The 13,793-nt window shown below is 41.2% G+C and carries 12 protein-coding genes; 9 read left to right on the top strand and 3 right to left on the bottom strand.

Features of this window, described 5'->3' with window-relative positions; genetic code table 11:
* Positions 1 to 71: 71 nt before the first annotated feature.
* Positions 72 to 689, bottom strand: coding sequence for a DUF1684 domain-containing protein (locus ACO08K_RS30085; protein WP_421800211.1), 618 nt, complete (start codon positions 687 to 689; stop codon positions 72 to 74).
* Between the two features lie 202 nt (positions 690 to 891).
* Positions 892 to 1,794: a hypothetical protein gene (locus ACO08K_RS30080; protein ID WP_421800210.1), complete on the bottom strand. Its 903-nt coding sequence runs from the start codon at positions 1,792 to 1,794 to the stop codon at positions 892 to 894.
* A 136-nt stretch (positions 1,795 to 1,930) separates the two neighbouring features.
* Between ACO08K_RS30080 and ACO08K_RS30075 the strand changes: the two genes are divergently transcribed.
* The 3 genes from ACO08K_RS30075 (at position 1,931) to ACO08K_RS30065 (ending at position 4,579) form a co-directional block, all read left to right on the top strand.
* Positions 1,931 to 2,662, top strand: coding sequence for a hypothetical protein (locus tag ACO08K_RS30075; RefSeq protein ID WP_421800209.1), 732 nt, complete (start codon positions 1,931 to 1,933; stop codon positions 2,660 to 2,662).
* 45 nt (positions 2,663 to 2,707) lie between these two features.
* Positions 2,708 to 3,157, top strand: a complete 450-nt coding sequence (locus ACO08K_RS30070; RefSeq protein ID WP_421800208.1) for a DUF1569 domain-containing protein — start codon at positions 2,708 to 2,710, stop codon at positions 3,155 to 3,157.
* A gap of 87 nt (positions 3,158 to 3,244) precedes the next feature.
* Entirely contained in the window at positions 3,245 to 4,579 is a 1,335-nt protein-coding gene (locus tag ACO08K_RS30065; protein WP_421800207.1) for a thioredoxin fold domain-containing protein, read from the top strand.
* A 277-nt stretch (positions 4,580 to 4,856) separates the two neighbouring features.
* Here ACO08K_RS30065 and eat read toward each other — a convergent pair whose 3' ends face one another.
* Positions 4,857 to 6,155 carry an ethanolamine permease gene (gene eat / locus ACO08K_RS30060; RefSeq protein WP_421800206.1) on the bottom strand — a complete coding sequence of 433 codons (1,299 nt, stop codon included), beginning with the start codon at positions 6,153 to 6,155 and terminating at the stop codon, positions 4,857 to 4,859.
* A gap of 744 nt (positions 6,156 to 6,899) precedes the next feature.
* On the opposite strand from eat, the gene ACO08K_RS30055 reads away from it, so the two are divergent.
* From ACO08K_RS30055 to ACO08K_RS30030, 6 genes are read left to right on the top strand one after another with little or no spacing between them, the layout of a single operon-like run.
* Positions 6,900 to 7,496, top strand: coding sequence for an FHA domain-containing protein (locus ACO08K_RS30055; RefSeq protein WP_421800205.1), 597 nt, complete (start codon positions 6,900 to 6,902; stop codon positions 7,494 to 7,496).
* Between the two features lie 11 nt (positions 7,497 to 7,507).
* The gene (locus tag ACO08K_RS30050) at positions 7,508 to 8,680 is read left to right on the top strand and encodes a serine/threonine-protein kinase (RefSeq protein WP_421800204.1); all 1,173 of its coding nucleotides are present in this window, start codon (positions 7,508 to 7,510) and stop codon (positions 8,678 to 8,680) included.
* A gap of 14 nt (positions 8,681 to 8,694) precedes the next feature.
* Positions 8,695 to 9,630, top strand: coding sequence for a serine/threonine protein kinase (locus tag ACO08K_RS30045; RefSeq protein WP_421800586.1), 936 nt, complete (start codon positions 8,695 to 8,697; stop codon positions 9,628 to 9,630).
* A gap of 19 nt (positions 9,631 to 9,649) precedes the next feature.
* Positions 9,650 to 10,825 carry a PP2C family protein-serine/threonine phosphatase gene (locus tag ACO08K_RS30040; RefSeq protein ID WP_421800203.1) on the top strand — a complete coding sequence of 392 codons (1,176 nt, stop codon included), beginning with the start codon at positions 9,650 to 9,652 and terminating at the stop codon, positions 10,823 to 10,825.
* 12 nt (positions 10,826 to 10,837) lie between these two features.
* Positions 10,838 to 12,154: a trypsin-like peptidase domain-containing protein gene (locus ACO08K_RS30035; protein ID WP_421800202.1), complete on the top strand. Its 1,317-nt coding sequence runs from the start codon at positions 10,838 to 10,840 to the stop codon at positions 12,152 to 12,154.
* Positions 12,155 to 12,200: 46 nt separating this feature from the next.
* Positions 12,201 to 13,790, top strand: coding sequence for a thrombospondin type 3 repeat-containing protein (locus ACO08K_RS30030; RefSeq protein WP_421800201.1), 1,590 nt, complete (start codon positions 12,201 to 12,203; stop codon positions 13,788 to 13,790).
* Positions 13,791 to 13,793 lie beyond the last annotated feature (3 nt).

Here is a 13,793-nt window from a genome sequence, read left to right as displayed (position 1 = left end):
TTTGTTATTCCAAAAATTCGGGATGACTCATGTTTGGCAAAAGGAGCACTTATTTTTTTATCGCCCCTTAATTATTTCCTCTTTTCGCCTAAAAACTGTTTTTCCCCCACCAAAATACCCACCTGCAAGTGGTTTTCTTCAGGTGGAATGGGACAGGCGTAGCCGTCGCTATAGGCGCAATATGGATTGTAGGCTTTGTTGAAATCGAGCATCAACTCGTTGTTGACAATATCCTTGATGCGCAAATCGAGGTAGCGGCCACCTCCGTAGGTACTTTCCCCATTGCTGAGGTCTTTGAAGGGCACGAAGAGGTAATCCCGGTACTGTGGCAAGGTATTGCTCAAACTGCGGTAGATGCTGAGCTGATGTTCTACTCCATCCAGCTGGAATTTTGCGATTCCATAGCGGACATAAGGGCGGGTGACACCGCTATAGGTTGGCAGTTCAAATGGCTCGGCATCGGGTGTAAGGTTGAACTGGCAGTGCACAAAATAACGTTCATCGGCGGGAAAAAACTGCACATTTTTAAGGCCTTTTTTGTCCAAAGGTGAACTTGGGTTGTGTTTAAATGCACTCAGGTAGGCTTTGCGGTGATGGGCAATGGACTTGAGGTACATCGGGTCGGATTGCCCCGTTAATTGTAGCCCGACAATGCTACACAAAAGTACGATGATTACTTTTTTCATCATTTTTAGTCCTTAAATAAAACCTATAAAATTGTTGAATAAGCGCACCAGAACTTGAGACGTGTGTAAAAATTTAGAGCCCCCTTTCAAAAGTTTTAGACTTTTGAAAAGCTCTTTAGCGCACAATTGTGCAGATGAAACCCCTCGAAAGTCTGAAACTTTCGAGGGGGAGTTTTGGCTTGTTACTTCGCTGCCAAACTTACGCTCACTGCCCTACAAACACAATCTTCCCATTGTCCGGACTGACTTCGATACGAGTAATTTTTTTGATGTTGTAAAAGGAAAAATCGGCCATTTTTTTCCAATTGCGATCCGTACCCGGACGATAGCGGTACAAGATCGGGCCATTGCCCATGATGAGTGAACCGTCGCTCATCACTGCAAAATCCTCACTGCCGCTCAAGGTATTGACCACCTCACTGACCTGATTGCGACCAACTGCCCGTTGATCCCATTTCATGATTTTCCAGGGCTGACTAAAACTGGAGCTTTTTTGTACAAAATAAGCGCCCACCCCGGTGATCCGGCGGATACAGCGGCCTGGATTGACCGCGATGACTTCTTTGCGCGAACTGCCCACATCGACTCTGGCCAATTGGTTGGGTCTATCAACTAGAAACAGTAACAATTCACGGGTGCTCAGCCAGAGGTAATAGCCCACATTGTCGATGTCGGTCCAAATGGGCTGGCCTTTGCTGGACCGATTGAGGGGGAACTGCCAGAGGCGTTGCAAGGTGTCGCCCTGGGTAAATTCCATACGTACTGCCGAAAAATTTTGTCCATCACCGACAGGCTTGGGTGAATATTCCCCATCGGGGGTCTCCGTCACTCTGCTACGTACACCCGTGCTTAGGTTGAGGCTGTACAATTCCGGCTGGCTTTCCTTCGGCGATTGGGAAGAGATGTACAACTCGTTGTTGCTGAAAAAGAAAGGGTGGTTGTTGTACCCTTTCAGGTTAAAGGCCGAAAGAAACTTGGGCGCTGAAAACTGGAATAAGGTATCACCCACTTTTTGTACATTGAATACATACAAATGAGAGGCGGGCGGCTGAGCGGATAAACTCAGGCATAAAGCAGTGCTGAGGAACAACAAGAGTAGTGTCTTCATGGTAAAATGGTACTATTTAGCGAAGATAGCTAAAAGTTTAGACCTTAAATTGGGGGACTTCATCTAGTTTTTTTCTATACACAAGCGTGGTACAATATTTTGCTGCACCAAACACCACTACAAAATCCTAATCCTGATGAAAACCAAAGACTTTTACGCTTTACTCATTCGGCTATTTTTGGGCTATATTTTTGCTTCGGCCGGTTTGTGTAAACTCACCGATGGCCAGTTTGGCCAACTGATCGGGCCGCCTTGGTTGATCAAAGAACTGGCAAAATACGATCTGGAGCTCTTTGGCCAGTTTATCGCCTTTTCTCAAGTGCTGGTGGGGATGATGGTGATGTCGCAGCGCTATTCGGTCTTGGGGCTGATCATGCTGGTACCCGTGAATGTCAGCATTTTGATGGTGACCATCTCTCAAAATTGGAAAGGGACTCCCTATGTAGATTCGGTTTTTGTGGCCCTGAATATTCTGGCCTTGTTGTACGAGTGGAAGAGCCTGAAATTTTTGTTGTTACCGGATACCTTGGAGATCAAAGTCCCGGCAAAAGTGAATGAGTTATTCCCTAACGTATGGTGGGGCACTCTGGGCATTGGATTTGGAGCCTTGGGTGGCTTAATAGGGGCTTGGTCTTTCCCTGCTGCCTTAACTTTTGGAGCCCTGGCTTTTGTAAGCATGTATGTCAATGTGTTTACTTTTCAGTCGTACTTCCTGTTGGAAAAAATCATTCTGGGCTTATCCGGGGTGGCGATTTTGACCGTTACCTTTGCGGGCTTTTTTCAAAAAGTAATGATGCTTTTATTGGGTAGCTTAATTCTACTGGTCTTTGTTTTGTTGTTGATTCGTACTTTTTTACACAAAAAATAGTTCTTTTTTTATCTTTACCGCATTGTTGCACCTAAAAAAAACACCATGAGCCTTTTTGACCCTAAAGACAATCAGCAATTCATTGATCGGATCCAATCCCTTAAACCAGACACCCAACGCCAGTGGGGGAAAATGGATGTGGCTCAGATGATGGCCCATTGCATTCAGCCAATGAAAATAGCTTTTCGGGAAGCCAATCCCAAGCGAGGATGGTTTGGCTTTTTTTTGGGGAAGATGATCAAGAACAAATACATCACCCAGGGAAAAGAGTTTGAAAAAAACCTACCTACTCATCCCACTTTTATCCAAAGCGATCCACGAGATTTTGCTGAACAACAAAGCCGATTGCTTGCTTATGTCCAACGTTGGGTAACTGAAGGCCCTGCTGCCATAACCACCGAGTTACACCCCTTGTTTGGAAAAATGACTCCAGAAGAATGGGACAAACTGATGAGCATGCACCTGGATCACCATTTACGGCAGTTTGGGGCCTAAATATTCAATTTTCCGGCACATTGAAATAAATGACATCAAAAGATGTTGTAATCTTGTGTATGAATATTTAACCCTAAAAGAGGATCTATGAATCGTTTTGCATTTTTCATTTTGTTGCTGGGGATGGGCGTGGGCCTGATTGCCCAGGAAAATGCGGCAGGAATCAGCTTTCAGCAAGGCGAATTCCAGGCGATGTTGGATAAAGCCAAGGCAGAAAACAAGCTCATCTTTATGGATGTGTATACCACCTGGTGTGGCCCTTGTAAAATGCTGGACCGCAATACTTTTTCAGATGCACAAGTTGGCAGCAAATTCAATGCAAGTTTTGTCAACTACAAGCTGGATGCTGAAAAAGGTGAAGGCATCAACATTGCGCGCAAATACGCAGTAAGAGCTTATCCGAATATGCTCTTCATCAATGGGCAAGGTGAGGTAGTGCACCGTGTAGTGGGCTATCGCCCTCCAGAGGAATTGCTGAAGGATGCAGAAACTGCGGCAAAACTTTTAGAAGGAATGAAACCACTTTCCTGGTTTGATGAAAATTATGGAGCAAAAAAAAACGACAAAGCTTTTATGCAGGCTTACCTGGGAAAGCTCAAAGAATCAGGAAAAGAGACTACTAAAGTTTTGAATGAATACCTGGCTTTGATTCCTGCTAATGAACGTGGAACAGAAACGGTGGTAAAACTGGCCGCAGATAACCTTACTCAATTGGATGGGCCAGCTTATCAATTGTTGGCAGGTATTATGCGCGAAGCAGGCAAATATTCCAATGCTTCGGTTCAGGCAGCTTATTCTGCTTTGGGCAAGCTGAAAAATCAATTGTTCAATAAAGCTGTTCAAGCCAAAGACCACAAACTGCTGGATCGTTTGATCCAAATATCCAAAGAAACGGACGGTCCGGGTGCCGAGGCACAAATAGCCCAATATGAATTTGAGTTTGCAAAAGCAACCGGAGACCTCAGCGTGGTACGTAAGATAATGGAACAAAAAGCCAACAGTTTCCTGTCCTTGTCCAACGATGCATTGAAAAAACAAGATGCGGAAAGCCTTGCTTTGTATAAAAAACAGGCCATACTGGAAGGCGAAGATACCACCTCGGCTCAGTTTGTGCTGATGCGCGAAAAAATGAAAAACACAGTAAGCAGAAACACTGCGCTTGAATTGAATGAGTTGGCGATGAAATACCTTGAATCCATGACCGATAAAGCAGACTTGACCAAGGCGCTCGCATGGTCGGCGCGTTCCCTGGAATTGGATCGGGATGTCAATTTTTTGGATACTTACGCTAACTTGTTGTATAAATTGGGCAGAAAAGCCGAAGCGATCAAATTTGAAACGGAAGCTATGGAAAAAGCGAGCCCAGAAGAAAAAGAAATGTTTCAGGATACCCTGGATAAAATGAAAAAAGGAACCTTGTAGGGATTTCGGAATGGGGATTTTGAATTTCGGTACACTTCAGGCTTGGAGATACCGAAATCCGAAATCCCTACACCAGAATCAATCTTTAGCACCATGCCTTCGGCGTTTAGCAGAAACTATTTTTAGCCACAAATGACACAAATTTTCACAAATTATGGCACAAACTTGCGTTTGTGTTATTTTCACGAACGAAGTTCGTGCCATAATTTGTGAAAATTTGTGTCATTTGTGGCTGTACTTTTAATAAACAGGTCACCAAAGGTGGGCTGTTTATTTTTTACATTAATTTTTTATGCAATCCTGTTCCGACAAACAATAACAAGAGCAGCCCCAAAAGCGCAAAGAACAATACGCTCAGCCAAAAATTATACACCACAATAGCGATCAGACAAAGCAAGGACAAAATCAAAGCTATAGCAGGCAAAATAGGGTAGAAGGGGGCTTTAAAAGGCCGCTCCAAATCGGGCTCTTTCCGCCGCAATACAAACAAACTCACCATACTCATCACGTACATCACTACTGCTCCCAAAGCGGAAAGGATAATCAATTGTTGGGTAGTCCCCGAACATACTGCAATGATGCCAATAATTCCTCCCACCAGCAAGGCTACGTGCGGCGTATGAAAACGCGGATGGATTCCAGCCAAACCACGCGGCAAGTAACCGCCACGAGCCAGGGCGAACAACTGCCTGGAATAGCCTAAAATGATGCTGTGAAAGGAAGCTACCAGGCCAAACAAACCGATACCCGCAAACAATTTGGTCAAACCACTGTCCTTACCCATCACAATACCAATGGCCTCAGGCAAGGGGTAATCGATGGTGGATAAGCGGTGCCAATCGGTAATGCCCCCCGTCAACAACATGACTCCGATGGCCAATAAAGCCAGCGTAGCGATGCCCGAGATGTAACCGACGGGAATGGTGCGCTTGGGGTCTTTACTCTCCTCAGCGACCATCGCAACCCCCTCAATGGCCAAATAAAACCAAATGGCGAATGGCAAAGCCGCAAATACGCCCAAATACCCGTGCGGCATGCTGTCCTGCATGAAGTTTTCCATCCGAAAATGAGGCGCTACAATACCCATAAACAACAACAGTTCGGCTACGGCCAATAAGGTAACTCCCAGGGTAAACATGGCCGATTCCTTGATGCCCCAAAAATTGATCAGGGAAAAAATGAAATAACAGCCGATCGCAGTGTACAACACATTGAAGCCAGGGTACAAAAAATGCAAATAACTACCCAAAGCGTAGGCAATGGCGGGCGTGGCGAATAGAAACTCCACTAGCGTCGCAAAACCTGCTACCAATCCCCCAATTGGCCCCAAGGCCCTTCGGGCATACTCATAGGGCCCGCCTGAATGCGGAATGGAAGTGGTCAATTCCGTAAAACTGAAAATGAAGGCCAGGTACATGATCGTTACAATCAAGGTGGCAATGAGAAAACCGACGGTGCCTGCGGCCTCCCAGCCATAGTTCCAGCCGAAGTATTCGCCGGAAATGACTAAGCCGACGGCAATGGCCCAGAGGTGGAGGGGGGTGAGGGCGCGGGTGAGGGAAGTGGTGTTGGACATTTGGTGTTGGAATTGATTGGATTTTGCCCCAATTTAGGTATTTATGGTTATTTGGTGAGTGTAAATAGTGGCTGTAAGGCTTGGTTGGAGAAATCTTTGTTTCACGGTTCGATGTTAGCCAAGGTTGAGAGTAGCGGCTCGTTGAAAATTTTGGCCTAGGTACGATTTGGTGACAACTGATGTTGGTAAATGCATTGAGCCATTGTTGGCTCCGCCGTGTGTTGCCGTATTTGCTAGTACTAGAAATGCCGGTGCAGGAAGGTATTTTTTTTTCGGAGGATTTTGAATAGAACTAGGACACGGGTGTGGTGGTTTTTGTGGCGATGGAAGGGAGTTTTTTGGATTGTTTTGATAACGCCTCGAAATTGGACTTGAAACAGTTTTTGCGTGTAAGGTCTATACAAATTTGTCAAAGAACGGCGATGTCCATTCAGAAAAAAGCGCGAACTTAGAAAATAATAAAAAAAACGTTTCCAATAGTCTTGGTAAAGAAGAATTAATTATATTTGCATTGTAATGTCACCATCCTAAATAGGATATCATATTTTAGGTAGATAGCTTTTGTGTTGTTATTGATTCTGAAGTTGTATTAGTACGAAAATGAGTTTTTGAATAGAATTAAAGTTTTTTAAAATCACAGACAACAATGAAGCTATTTAGAAATTATTGCTTAATACCACTCAAGTGGTAAATTCTAAAAAATGCGCATAGCATCACCTAAGTATAAACATTAAAATCTATATTATGAGTTCACCAACAAAAGTTTTTGACCCAAACGATGAAGTTACAACTGATTATTCATCTACTTTCGAGCAGAGTAAAAAACACACCATCATTGATAGCTCCGAATTTAAATCATTAACTACCACTGCAAAACGTAAAGTTCTGGGTTTTTTAGTTTCCTATTCTAAAGAAGCCGCAGGGGAATTTTGGCCAATTTACATTGGCAAAAACAAAATAGGTTCGGATTCTTCTAATGATATTGTACTGAAAGAAGGAGCAGTTTCATCTGAGCATGCAATTTTGAATGCTCGACGGATCGAAGCTACTGGAAATCAGAAAGAAGAGTTGATTTTTATTATCAGTGACACAAATTCTAATAATGGAACTGCTGTAAATGATCTTGATCTACATCATAGTAACAACTACAAATCACTAAACCAATTTGATCAAATTAAAATCGGGCATTATCGACTACTTTTTCTTTGTATAGATACAAAAGCCTTAAATCTAACTACTGATCCAGATTTCATTGATTTAGAATCTGTTCAATTAGAGGATATTGGATCTTCTGATTATTCAGAAAGAGAACCTAACAAAACAAGAGTAATCAGTAGCTGAAATAACTCTATATGCCATTAGTTATCATTAAAGGTGAATCTGGTGAATACCAATTCAATCCTCAGTCTTTTGCTGTTGAGGGCGGTACGGGCAAAGTATTTAAGGGGTTAGTACTTAGTTCGTATAAACCCGAACTTATAGTAGGAAGCTTTGTTGCGATCAAGGTTATGTATAAAGATTTGACTAGTAATATCAATAATATCATCCGAGCTGAAGATAGTGCCAAGATCAAACTGAACCATCCCAATCTGATGAAAATTTATGACTTCATTGAATATAAAGGGATATTTCATACTATAAGTGAATGGTTAGAAGGAGTGACCTTGGAGGACAGAATCAAAGAATCGATTCACTCACACATGCACTTACCGTTAGCAGAGATTAATATAATGATCAAAGCGATTCTAGATGGAGTAGAACATCTCCATCTAGCCGCACCGCCTGTTTATCATCGAGACATTAAACCTGATAATATTATGCTCTGTTACAATGGAGTCATAAAAATTATGGACTTTGGCATAGCTAAAATTAAAGATAAGAGAAAGAAAACTAATATAGGCGTTCAATTGGGGACACTTGAATACATGCCACCCGAACAGATAAGAGGTGAACATGAAAAAATCAACGCTACATCAGACATCTATGCTATTGGGAATACTATTTATGAAATCTTTTGTGGCCATCCACCTTTTCAAGGGTCTGAGTTCGAAATCATGAATAAACAAGTGAGTTCTCCAATATTGGATTGTGGCAAAATCCCTGAGCCTTTTCTTTCTTTAATTCAAAAAGCAACCCAAAAACTGCAGAAGAATAGATTTCAGTCAATTTCCGAAATGAGAGAATTTTTGGAAAAGCCAAGCGACAAACGGCCAACACTTTGGACTAAACCGTACTTGAATATCAATAGCAATGTCCTCTTTTGGACTGGGGTTTCTATTCTGTTTAGCACCATGATTATCATTATAGGTTTGCCTCTGTTGGCAATTATGAAAAATGAAGATATCCTCGATGTCGACACGCTGAGATGGCAAAAATTAATTAAAGAAGCAAATACTAAACTTGTAAATGGAGACAAAGAACAAGCGTGTAAGAATTATATAAAGGCATATGAACTTAAAAGAACAGAAAAACTAGAAAGAATTATGAAGAGGTATTGCAATCAATATGGTCAAACTAAACGATGAAGAACGTGGCTACAATGATTAAATTAAAAGGCATGATGGATACTTATTATTTCGATGCAAATTTGGGGTCGAAAAGGGGAAACATGAGTCGGGTTTTTCAAGGATTCAGGAAAAGCAACCCTGAAAAAAAAGTAGCCATTAAAGTTTTATTCAAGGATTTGGCTGAACGACGAATGTACAAGGCTAGATTTAAAAGAGAAAGCGATATTCAGTTGTATCATCGTAATGTATTGGAAGTTTATGAATATATTTTTCAAAATAATAACCACCATATCGTAATGGAATGGTTGGATGGTGAAACGCTTGACCATATCATCGAGCACAGAGCTCGAAATAATGAGCCATTCTCCTTAGATGAAGCTTTGTTTATTATTCGCCAGGTTTTAGAAGGGCTTACGGCATTACATTCTGAATATGAAATAATTATACATAGGGACATTAAGCCTGCTAACTTAATGCAATGCCGAAATGGGTTAATTAAGATATTGGATTTTGGAATTGCTAAGAAAGGAGAAACCCCCGCAGATCAAAGGCGCTTAACAGGAGTAGCTACATTTTTGGGCACACTGGTATACGCCGCACCAGAACAATTGCAAGTACAAAATCACAAAATTGGTCCTTGGACTGATTTATGGGCAGTAGGCATCACTTTATATGAGTTACTCACGTTTAAGTTGCCTTTTGACGGAGAGACAGATGAAGAAACTAGAGCTGCCATTTTAGAAAAACCTTTACCTAAACCCCCTAACTTGGACATCAAGATTTACAAGTTGTTGCTTAAGGCTACTCAAAAGAAACCAGAAGAACGTTATCAGTCAGCAGAGGATTTTATCAAGGAGATTGATGAATTGTTGAGCCCGGTTGAAACTGAACCATTTCCTTGGGCAACAATCATTTCTATCGGAGTGTCAATCATCCTTTTAATCCTATTTTTGATGTTAATTATTTAAGCGAATAATTTTATTTGATATGGACTATAAAGTTGCCATTGATACCTTAATAGGAGGAAGAACTGAAAATCAGGACTTTGCGGCTAAAAAGGATACGAAATTTGGACTATTAATTATAGTGTGCGATGGGGTAGGTGGATCATCAGGGGGGGCGATTGCATCCCAAATTGCTACTAGAATCATTCTTGATGAATTCGATGCAATAAAGGAAAAAGGAGATTCTAGCTTTATTCTTGGCGCAGCGATTCAAAAGGCTAACACCATTATTTACCAGCGTAGCCTGAAAGAAAGTAACCTGAGAGGTATGGGCACTACGGTAGCAGCATTGCTTCTAACCCCCAGTGAAGCTTTAATTGCTCACGTAGGAGATAGCCGTATTTACCATATTCGGAATGGAAAATTGGTGTTCAAGACCAAGGATCATTCAATTGTACAAAATATGGTTGACAGAGGTGAGCTTCAAGAAGAAAGGGCCCGGTTTCATCCAGATTCTAATCAGATTACCCGAGCCTTGGGAGTGCGAGATAAGGTCATGATTGATATATCTTCCACACAATATGAAAAAGGGGATTATTTTTTACTGACTTCCGATGGTATACATGGGGAGATTGATCAAGATGATTTGCTGTCTATTGTAAAGAAAAGAAAAGATGCCAATGCGATTGTAAGTGAAGTTTTGGCTGTCTGTGACCAAAATGGCCGAGCTAGCAAATTGGGGGAACACGATAACCTGACAATTGGCGTGGTGGAAATCACTTCAAGTTCTACCAGAATTATAGGGAGAGGAAATGTGATTAATATATTGGTTTTAACTTTGAGTGTAATTGTTCTTTGCATATTGATTTATTTGCATTTTACTGTCTCCCCACAAAAAGAAAAAGAGGTTACTACAAACACAATGGTCCAAAAAGAAAAAGTACAGAAAATGTACAATATGCTAGAAGATCACATAATACTTTGTGGTGAAGTATTAAAAACAAGACCGAACAATTCTGAGATTAAAGGTTTTTCAGATGAATTAAAGAACATTCAAGGAAAATACTTTGAAAAAATATGTCCACAAGGAAATTGCAGAGAGATCGATTCCCTGACTAATGAATGGATGGATATATCGTCAACTTTTGAGACTCTTGAGAAAGATATATTCCCTAAAATATATACGGAGCACGAACAAACAACCGCCAATCACAAATAAAAAACAACTAACATGGAAATTTATACTATCGGGAAAGAGCCTTCTAACCGGATTCAACTTCCTAATAATGATCATATCAGCAGGTTTCATGCTAAATTGGAAGTTAGAGACAATAACTCTTATGTACTTTATGATCAGAGTACCAATGGTACTTTTATCAACGGAGTTATGATTAAAAATGACTTTCGCAACGTCTCCCGAGGCGATATTATCAGTTTTGCTGGAATTGCTGTTTTGGACTGGCGAATGATTCCTGAACGAAAAAAAAATGGCTTTTTGATTAAATGGTGGCACATTGCATTACCTTTTTTCATTGTCTTGATTGGAATAAGTGTGTATCTTTTTATGAATAGACCTTCTATAAAGCCTGTAGAAGCCCCCCAGCTAATGGGATTGGAAGATATTTCAGCAAAATATGATAAAAGCGTAGGGATGTTGGTGCATGCCTATTTTCTTAAAATTCCTATTGGACAGAGAACTATGTTTTTCGGCAGGTCAAAAAAAACTGGTGATCTTGATATTGATTCTAATCGGGAAAACTTGAATCCTTTTATGTCCATAGGTACAGCTTTTTTGGTTAAACATAAAAATAAAGTAAAATTGATCACCAATCGACATGTAGTTGATCCAAGTTGGAGAATTAATCAGACTGGAATTAACGATCTTAGCCAAGAGAGAAATCTGGAAATCAATGAAGATCAAGAACTTATCAGATTCGCAAGGGTTATACGGGAAATTATTCATCATTATAAGAAGGCTGCAAACTTATATTCTTATAATAATGAATTGTTTGTTACTCAAAAAGCCTTTATGAAATTTGTACCTAAAGGCCAAATGATGCAATTGCAAGACCACATGACATTGGATGAAATTTCAGTTGCTTTTGGTGGAATCAATTGTTCTTTGGCTGCGTCCTCTATTAATGAAGACGTTGATTTGGCAGAACTGAATGTTGAATTGCCATATCAACCTGGAAAGTTCTCATACATCAACTTATCGGATATTTCATCAGAAGAAACTAAAATCGGAACAGATGTATTCATGATAGGTTACCCAGGAGGAACCACCCTGGCATATGATAAAGTTACTCGTCAATCAAATCCAGAACGTATTAAAGGCCAAATATCAAGAGAGCCTAGTAAGTTTTTTATCAGCTATCAAATGAATACATTGCAAGGATCTAGTGGTTCTCCCGTATTTGACAGTAGAGGGAAATTAGTAGGAATTAACTATGCTGGATGGGCTGGGCTTTCGCGAGGAATGGCTATCAAATCGAACTATTTGTTAAGATTTTTAGAGGGCGATTGGGCGCAGGAACCAGAAGAGTAGAGCACCCTGCAAAAACATGATTATATGGTTATTTAATTGTGAGTTTATGAGACAATGTAATGGATTTTTATTGTATTTAACTATTGCAATATTTAGCAATTTTTTACATGGCCAAGCTCTTGAACTAGGACCCATAATAAGTTTCTCTTCTATCCAAGGTGATTCTACTTCCTTTTTCAGCAAACAAAATGGAGGTTTGGGTATTGGGATTCAATTGTATAAGCCTTTTGAAGCTTTTGGATTGAGAAGCCAACTCTCATATCAAAACTTGAAAATTCCCCAGGGGCACAATCGGCTCTATAGCTTTACGATTGGCATACCTTGGTTTTTTGGGAAAAAACAAAACCTTAAACCTTTCTTTGAACCGGGTATATCCCTCGCATATGGCGATGTAAACCTGAAAATTCCAATTGCTGGAAGCATTGAAAAATTCAGGGATAAATCAATCGATGAGTTTTTGTTGTCCTTACCCATAACCGCAGGTTTGAAATGGAGCAACGAAAAGAACTTAGCTTATCATATCGAACTTTCATATCGACAAGGTTTTTATGATCGTTTTGATGCAATTGGGCGAAAGTTTATGACCTTTGGAGATGGAGCACTCTGGGTGGGTACAGGCGTGACCTTCAAACTGGTGAATGACCCTGATAGAGATAAGTTTGTTGGGGATAAGGATTTATGCCCTACTGTGGCTGGACCGCTTAACGGCTGTCCAAATCAAGATGGTGACAACTTTGCAGACGGGGACGATGACTGCCCCACAGAAGCAGGCTCCCTCAAAGGTTGTCCAGATAAGGATGGAGATGGTTTTGCTGATAAAGATGACGGCTGCCCCACTGAAGCAGGGACCCTAAAAGGTTGCCCAGATAAGGATGGAGATGGTTTTGCGGACAAAGATGATGACTGCCCCACTGAAGCAGGGCCCCTAAAAGGTTGCCCAGATAAGGATAGAGATGGTTTTGCGGACAAGGATGACCAATGTATTGATGTAGTTGGTACACTCATGGGTTGTCCAGATAGCGATGGAGATGGTTTCGCGGACAAAGATGATGAATGCAAAGAAATAGCTGGTACACTCAAAGGATGCCCAGACACGGATGGCGATGGTTTCGCGGACAAAGTTGACGAATGTAAAGATCTGGCTGGAAAACTCAAAGGCTGTCCAGACATAGATGATGACGGTGTGGCAGATAAAATTGATAAGTGTCCTGATAAACCAGGTACCATTGAGACAAATGGTTGTCCAATCATTTTAGATAGAGATGGAGACTCGGTACCCGACAGTGAAGACCTTTGTCCAGGACTTAAAGGTACTCGGAAGGCAAGAGGTTGCCCAGACAAGGACAACGATGGTATTTCTGATAACCTTGATTTGTGCCCAGATCACAAAAGTGTTCAAACTGATGACCCAGATCAAGATGGTTTGATAGGCAGCAAAGACGATTGCCCATGTATAAATGGAGGGCATAACAATGTAAGAGGCTGTCCAGACGATGACGGCGACGGTGTCCCCAACCACCTTGATCAATGCCCTAAAGAAAAAGGAAGACCTTGTACAAATGGGTGTAAAGATACTGATGGCGACTGTATTCCAGACAAAAGAGATCGAGAGCCATATAATTCGAGGAAAAATTAAAGA

This window comes from Haliscomenobacter sp., from assembly GCF_965225875.1.
GTDB lineage: Bacteria > Bacteroidota > Bacteroidia > Chitinophagales > Saprospiraceae > Haliscomenobacter.
The sequence above is the reverse complement of the archived record's forward strand: the minus strand, read 5'-3'. Positions and strand labels throughout refer to the sequence as shown.

Bases quoted from the DNA above. Each gene is read 5' to 3' on its own strand.
- ACO08K_RS30075 (WP_421800209.1), top strand. From the start codon at position 1,931: ATGAAAACCAAAGACTTTTACGCTTTACTCATTCGGCTATTTTTGGGC.
- ACO08K_RS30050 (WP_421800204.1), top strand. From the start codon at position 7,508: ATGCCATTAGTTATCATTAAAGGTGAATCTGGTGAATACCAATTCAAT.
- ACO08K_RS30055 (WP_421800205.1), top strand. From the start codon at position 6,900: ATGAGTTCACCAACAAAAGTTTTTGACCCAAACGATGAAGTTACAACT.
- eat (WP_421800206.1), bottom strand. From the start codon at position 6,155: ATGTCCAACACCACTTCCCTCACCCGCGCCCTCACCCCCCTCCACCTC.
- ACO08K_RS30035 (WP_421800202.1), top strand. From the start codon at position 10,838: ATGGAAATTTATACTATCGGGAAAGAGCCTTCTAACCGGATTCAACTT.
- ACO08K_RS30065 (WP_421800207.1), top strand. From the start codon at position 3,245: ATGAATCGTTTTGCATTTTTCATTTTGTTGCTGGGGATGGGCGTGGGC.
- ACO08K_RS30045 (WP_421800586.1), top strand. From the start codon at position 8,695: ATGATTAAATTAAAAGGCATGATGGATACTTATTATTTCGATGCAAAT.
- ACO08K_RS30085 (WP_421800211.1), bottom strand. From the start codon at position 689: ATGATGAAAAAAGTAATCATCGTACTTTTGTGTAGCATTGTCGGGCTA.
- ACO08K_RS30070 (WP_421800208.1), top strand. From the start codon at position 2,708: ATGAGCCTTTTTGACCCTAAAGACAATCAGCAATTCATTGATCGGATC.
- ACO08K_RS30080 (WP_421800210.1), bottom strand. From the start codon at position 1,794: ATGAAGACACTACTCTTGTTGTTCCTCAGCACTGCTTTATGCCTGAGT.
- ACO08K_RS30030 (WP_421800201.1), top strand. From the start codon at position 12,201: ATGAGACAATGTAATGGATTTTTATTGTATTTAACTATTGCAATATTT.
- ACO08K_RS30040 (WP_421800203.1), top strand. From the start codon at position 9,650: ATGGACTATAAAGTTGCCATTGATACCTTAATAGGAGGAAGAACTGAA.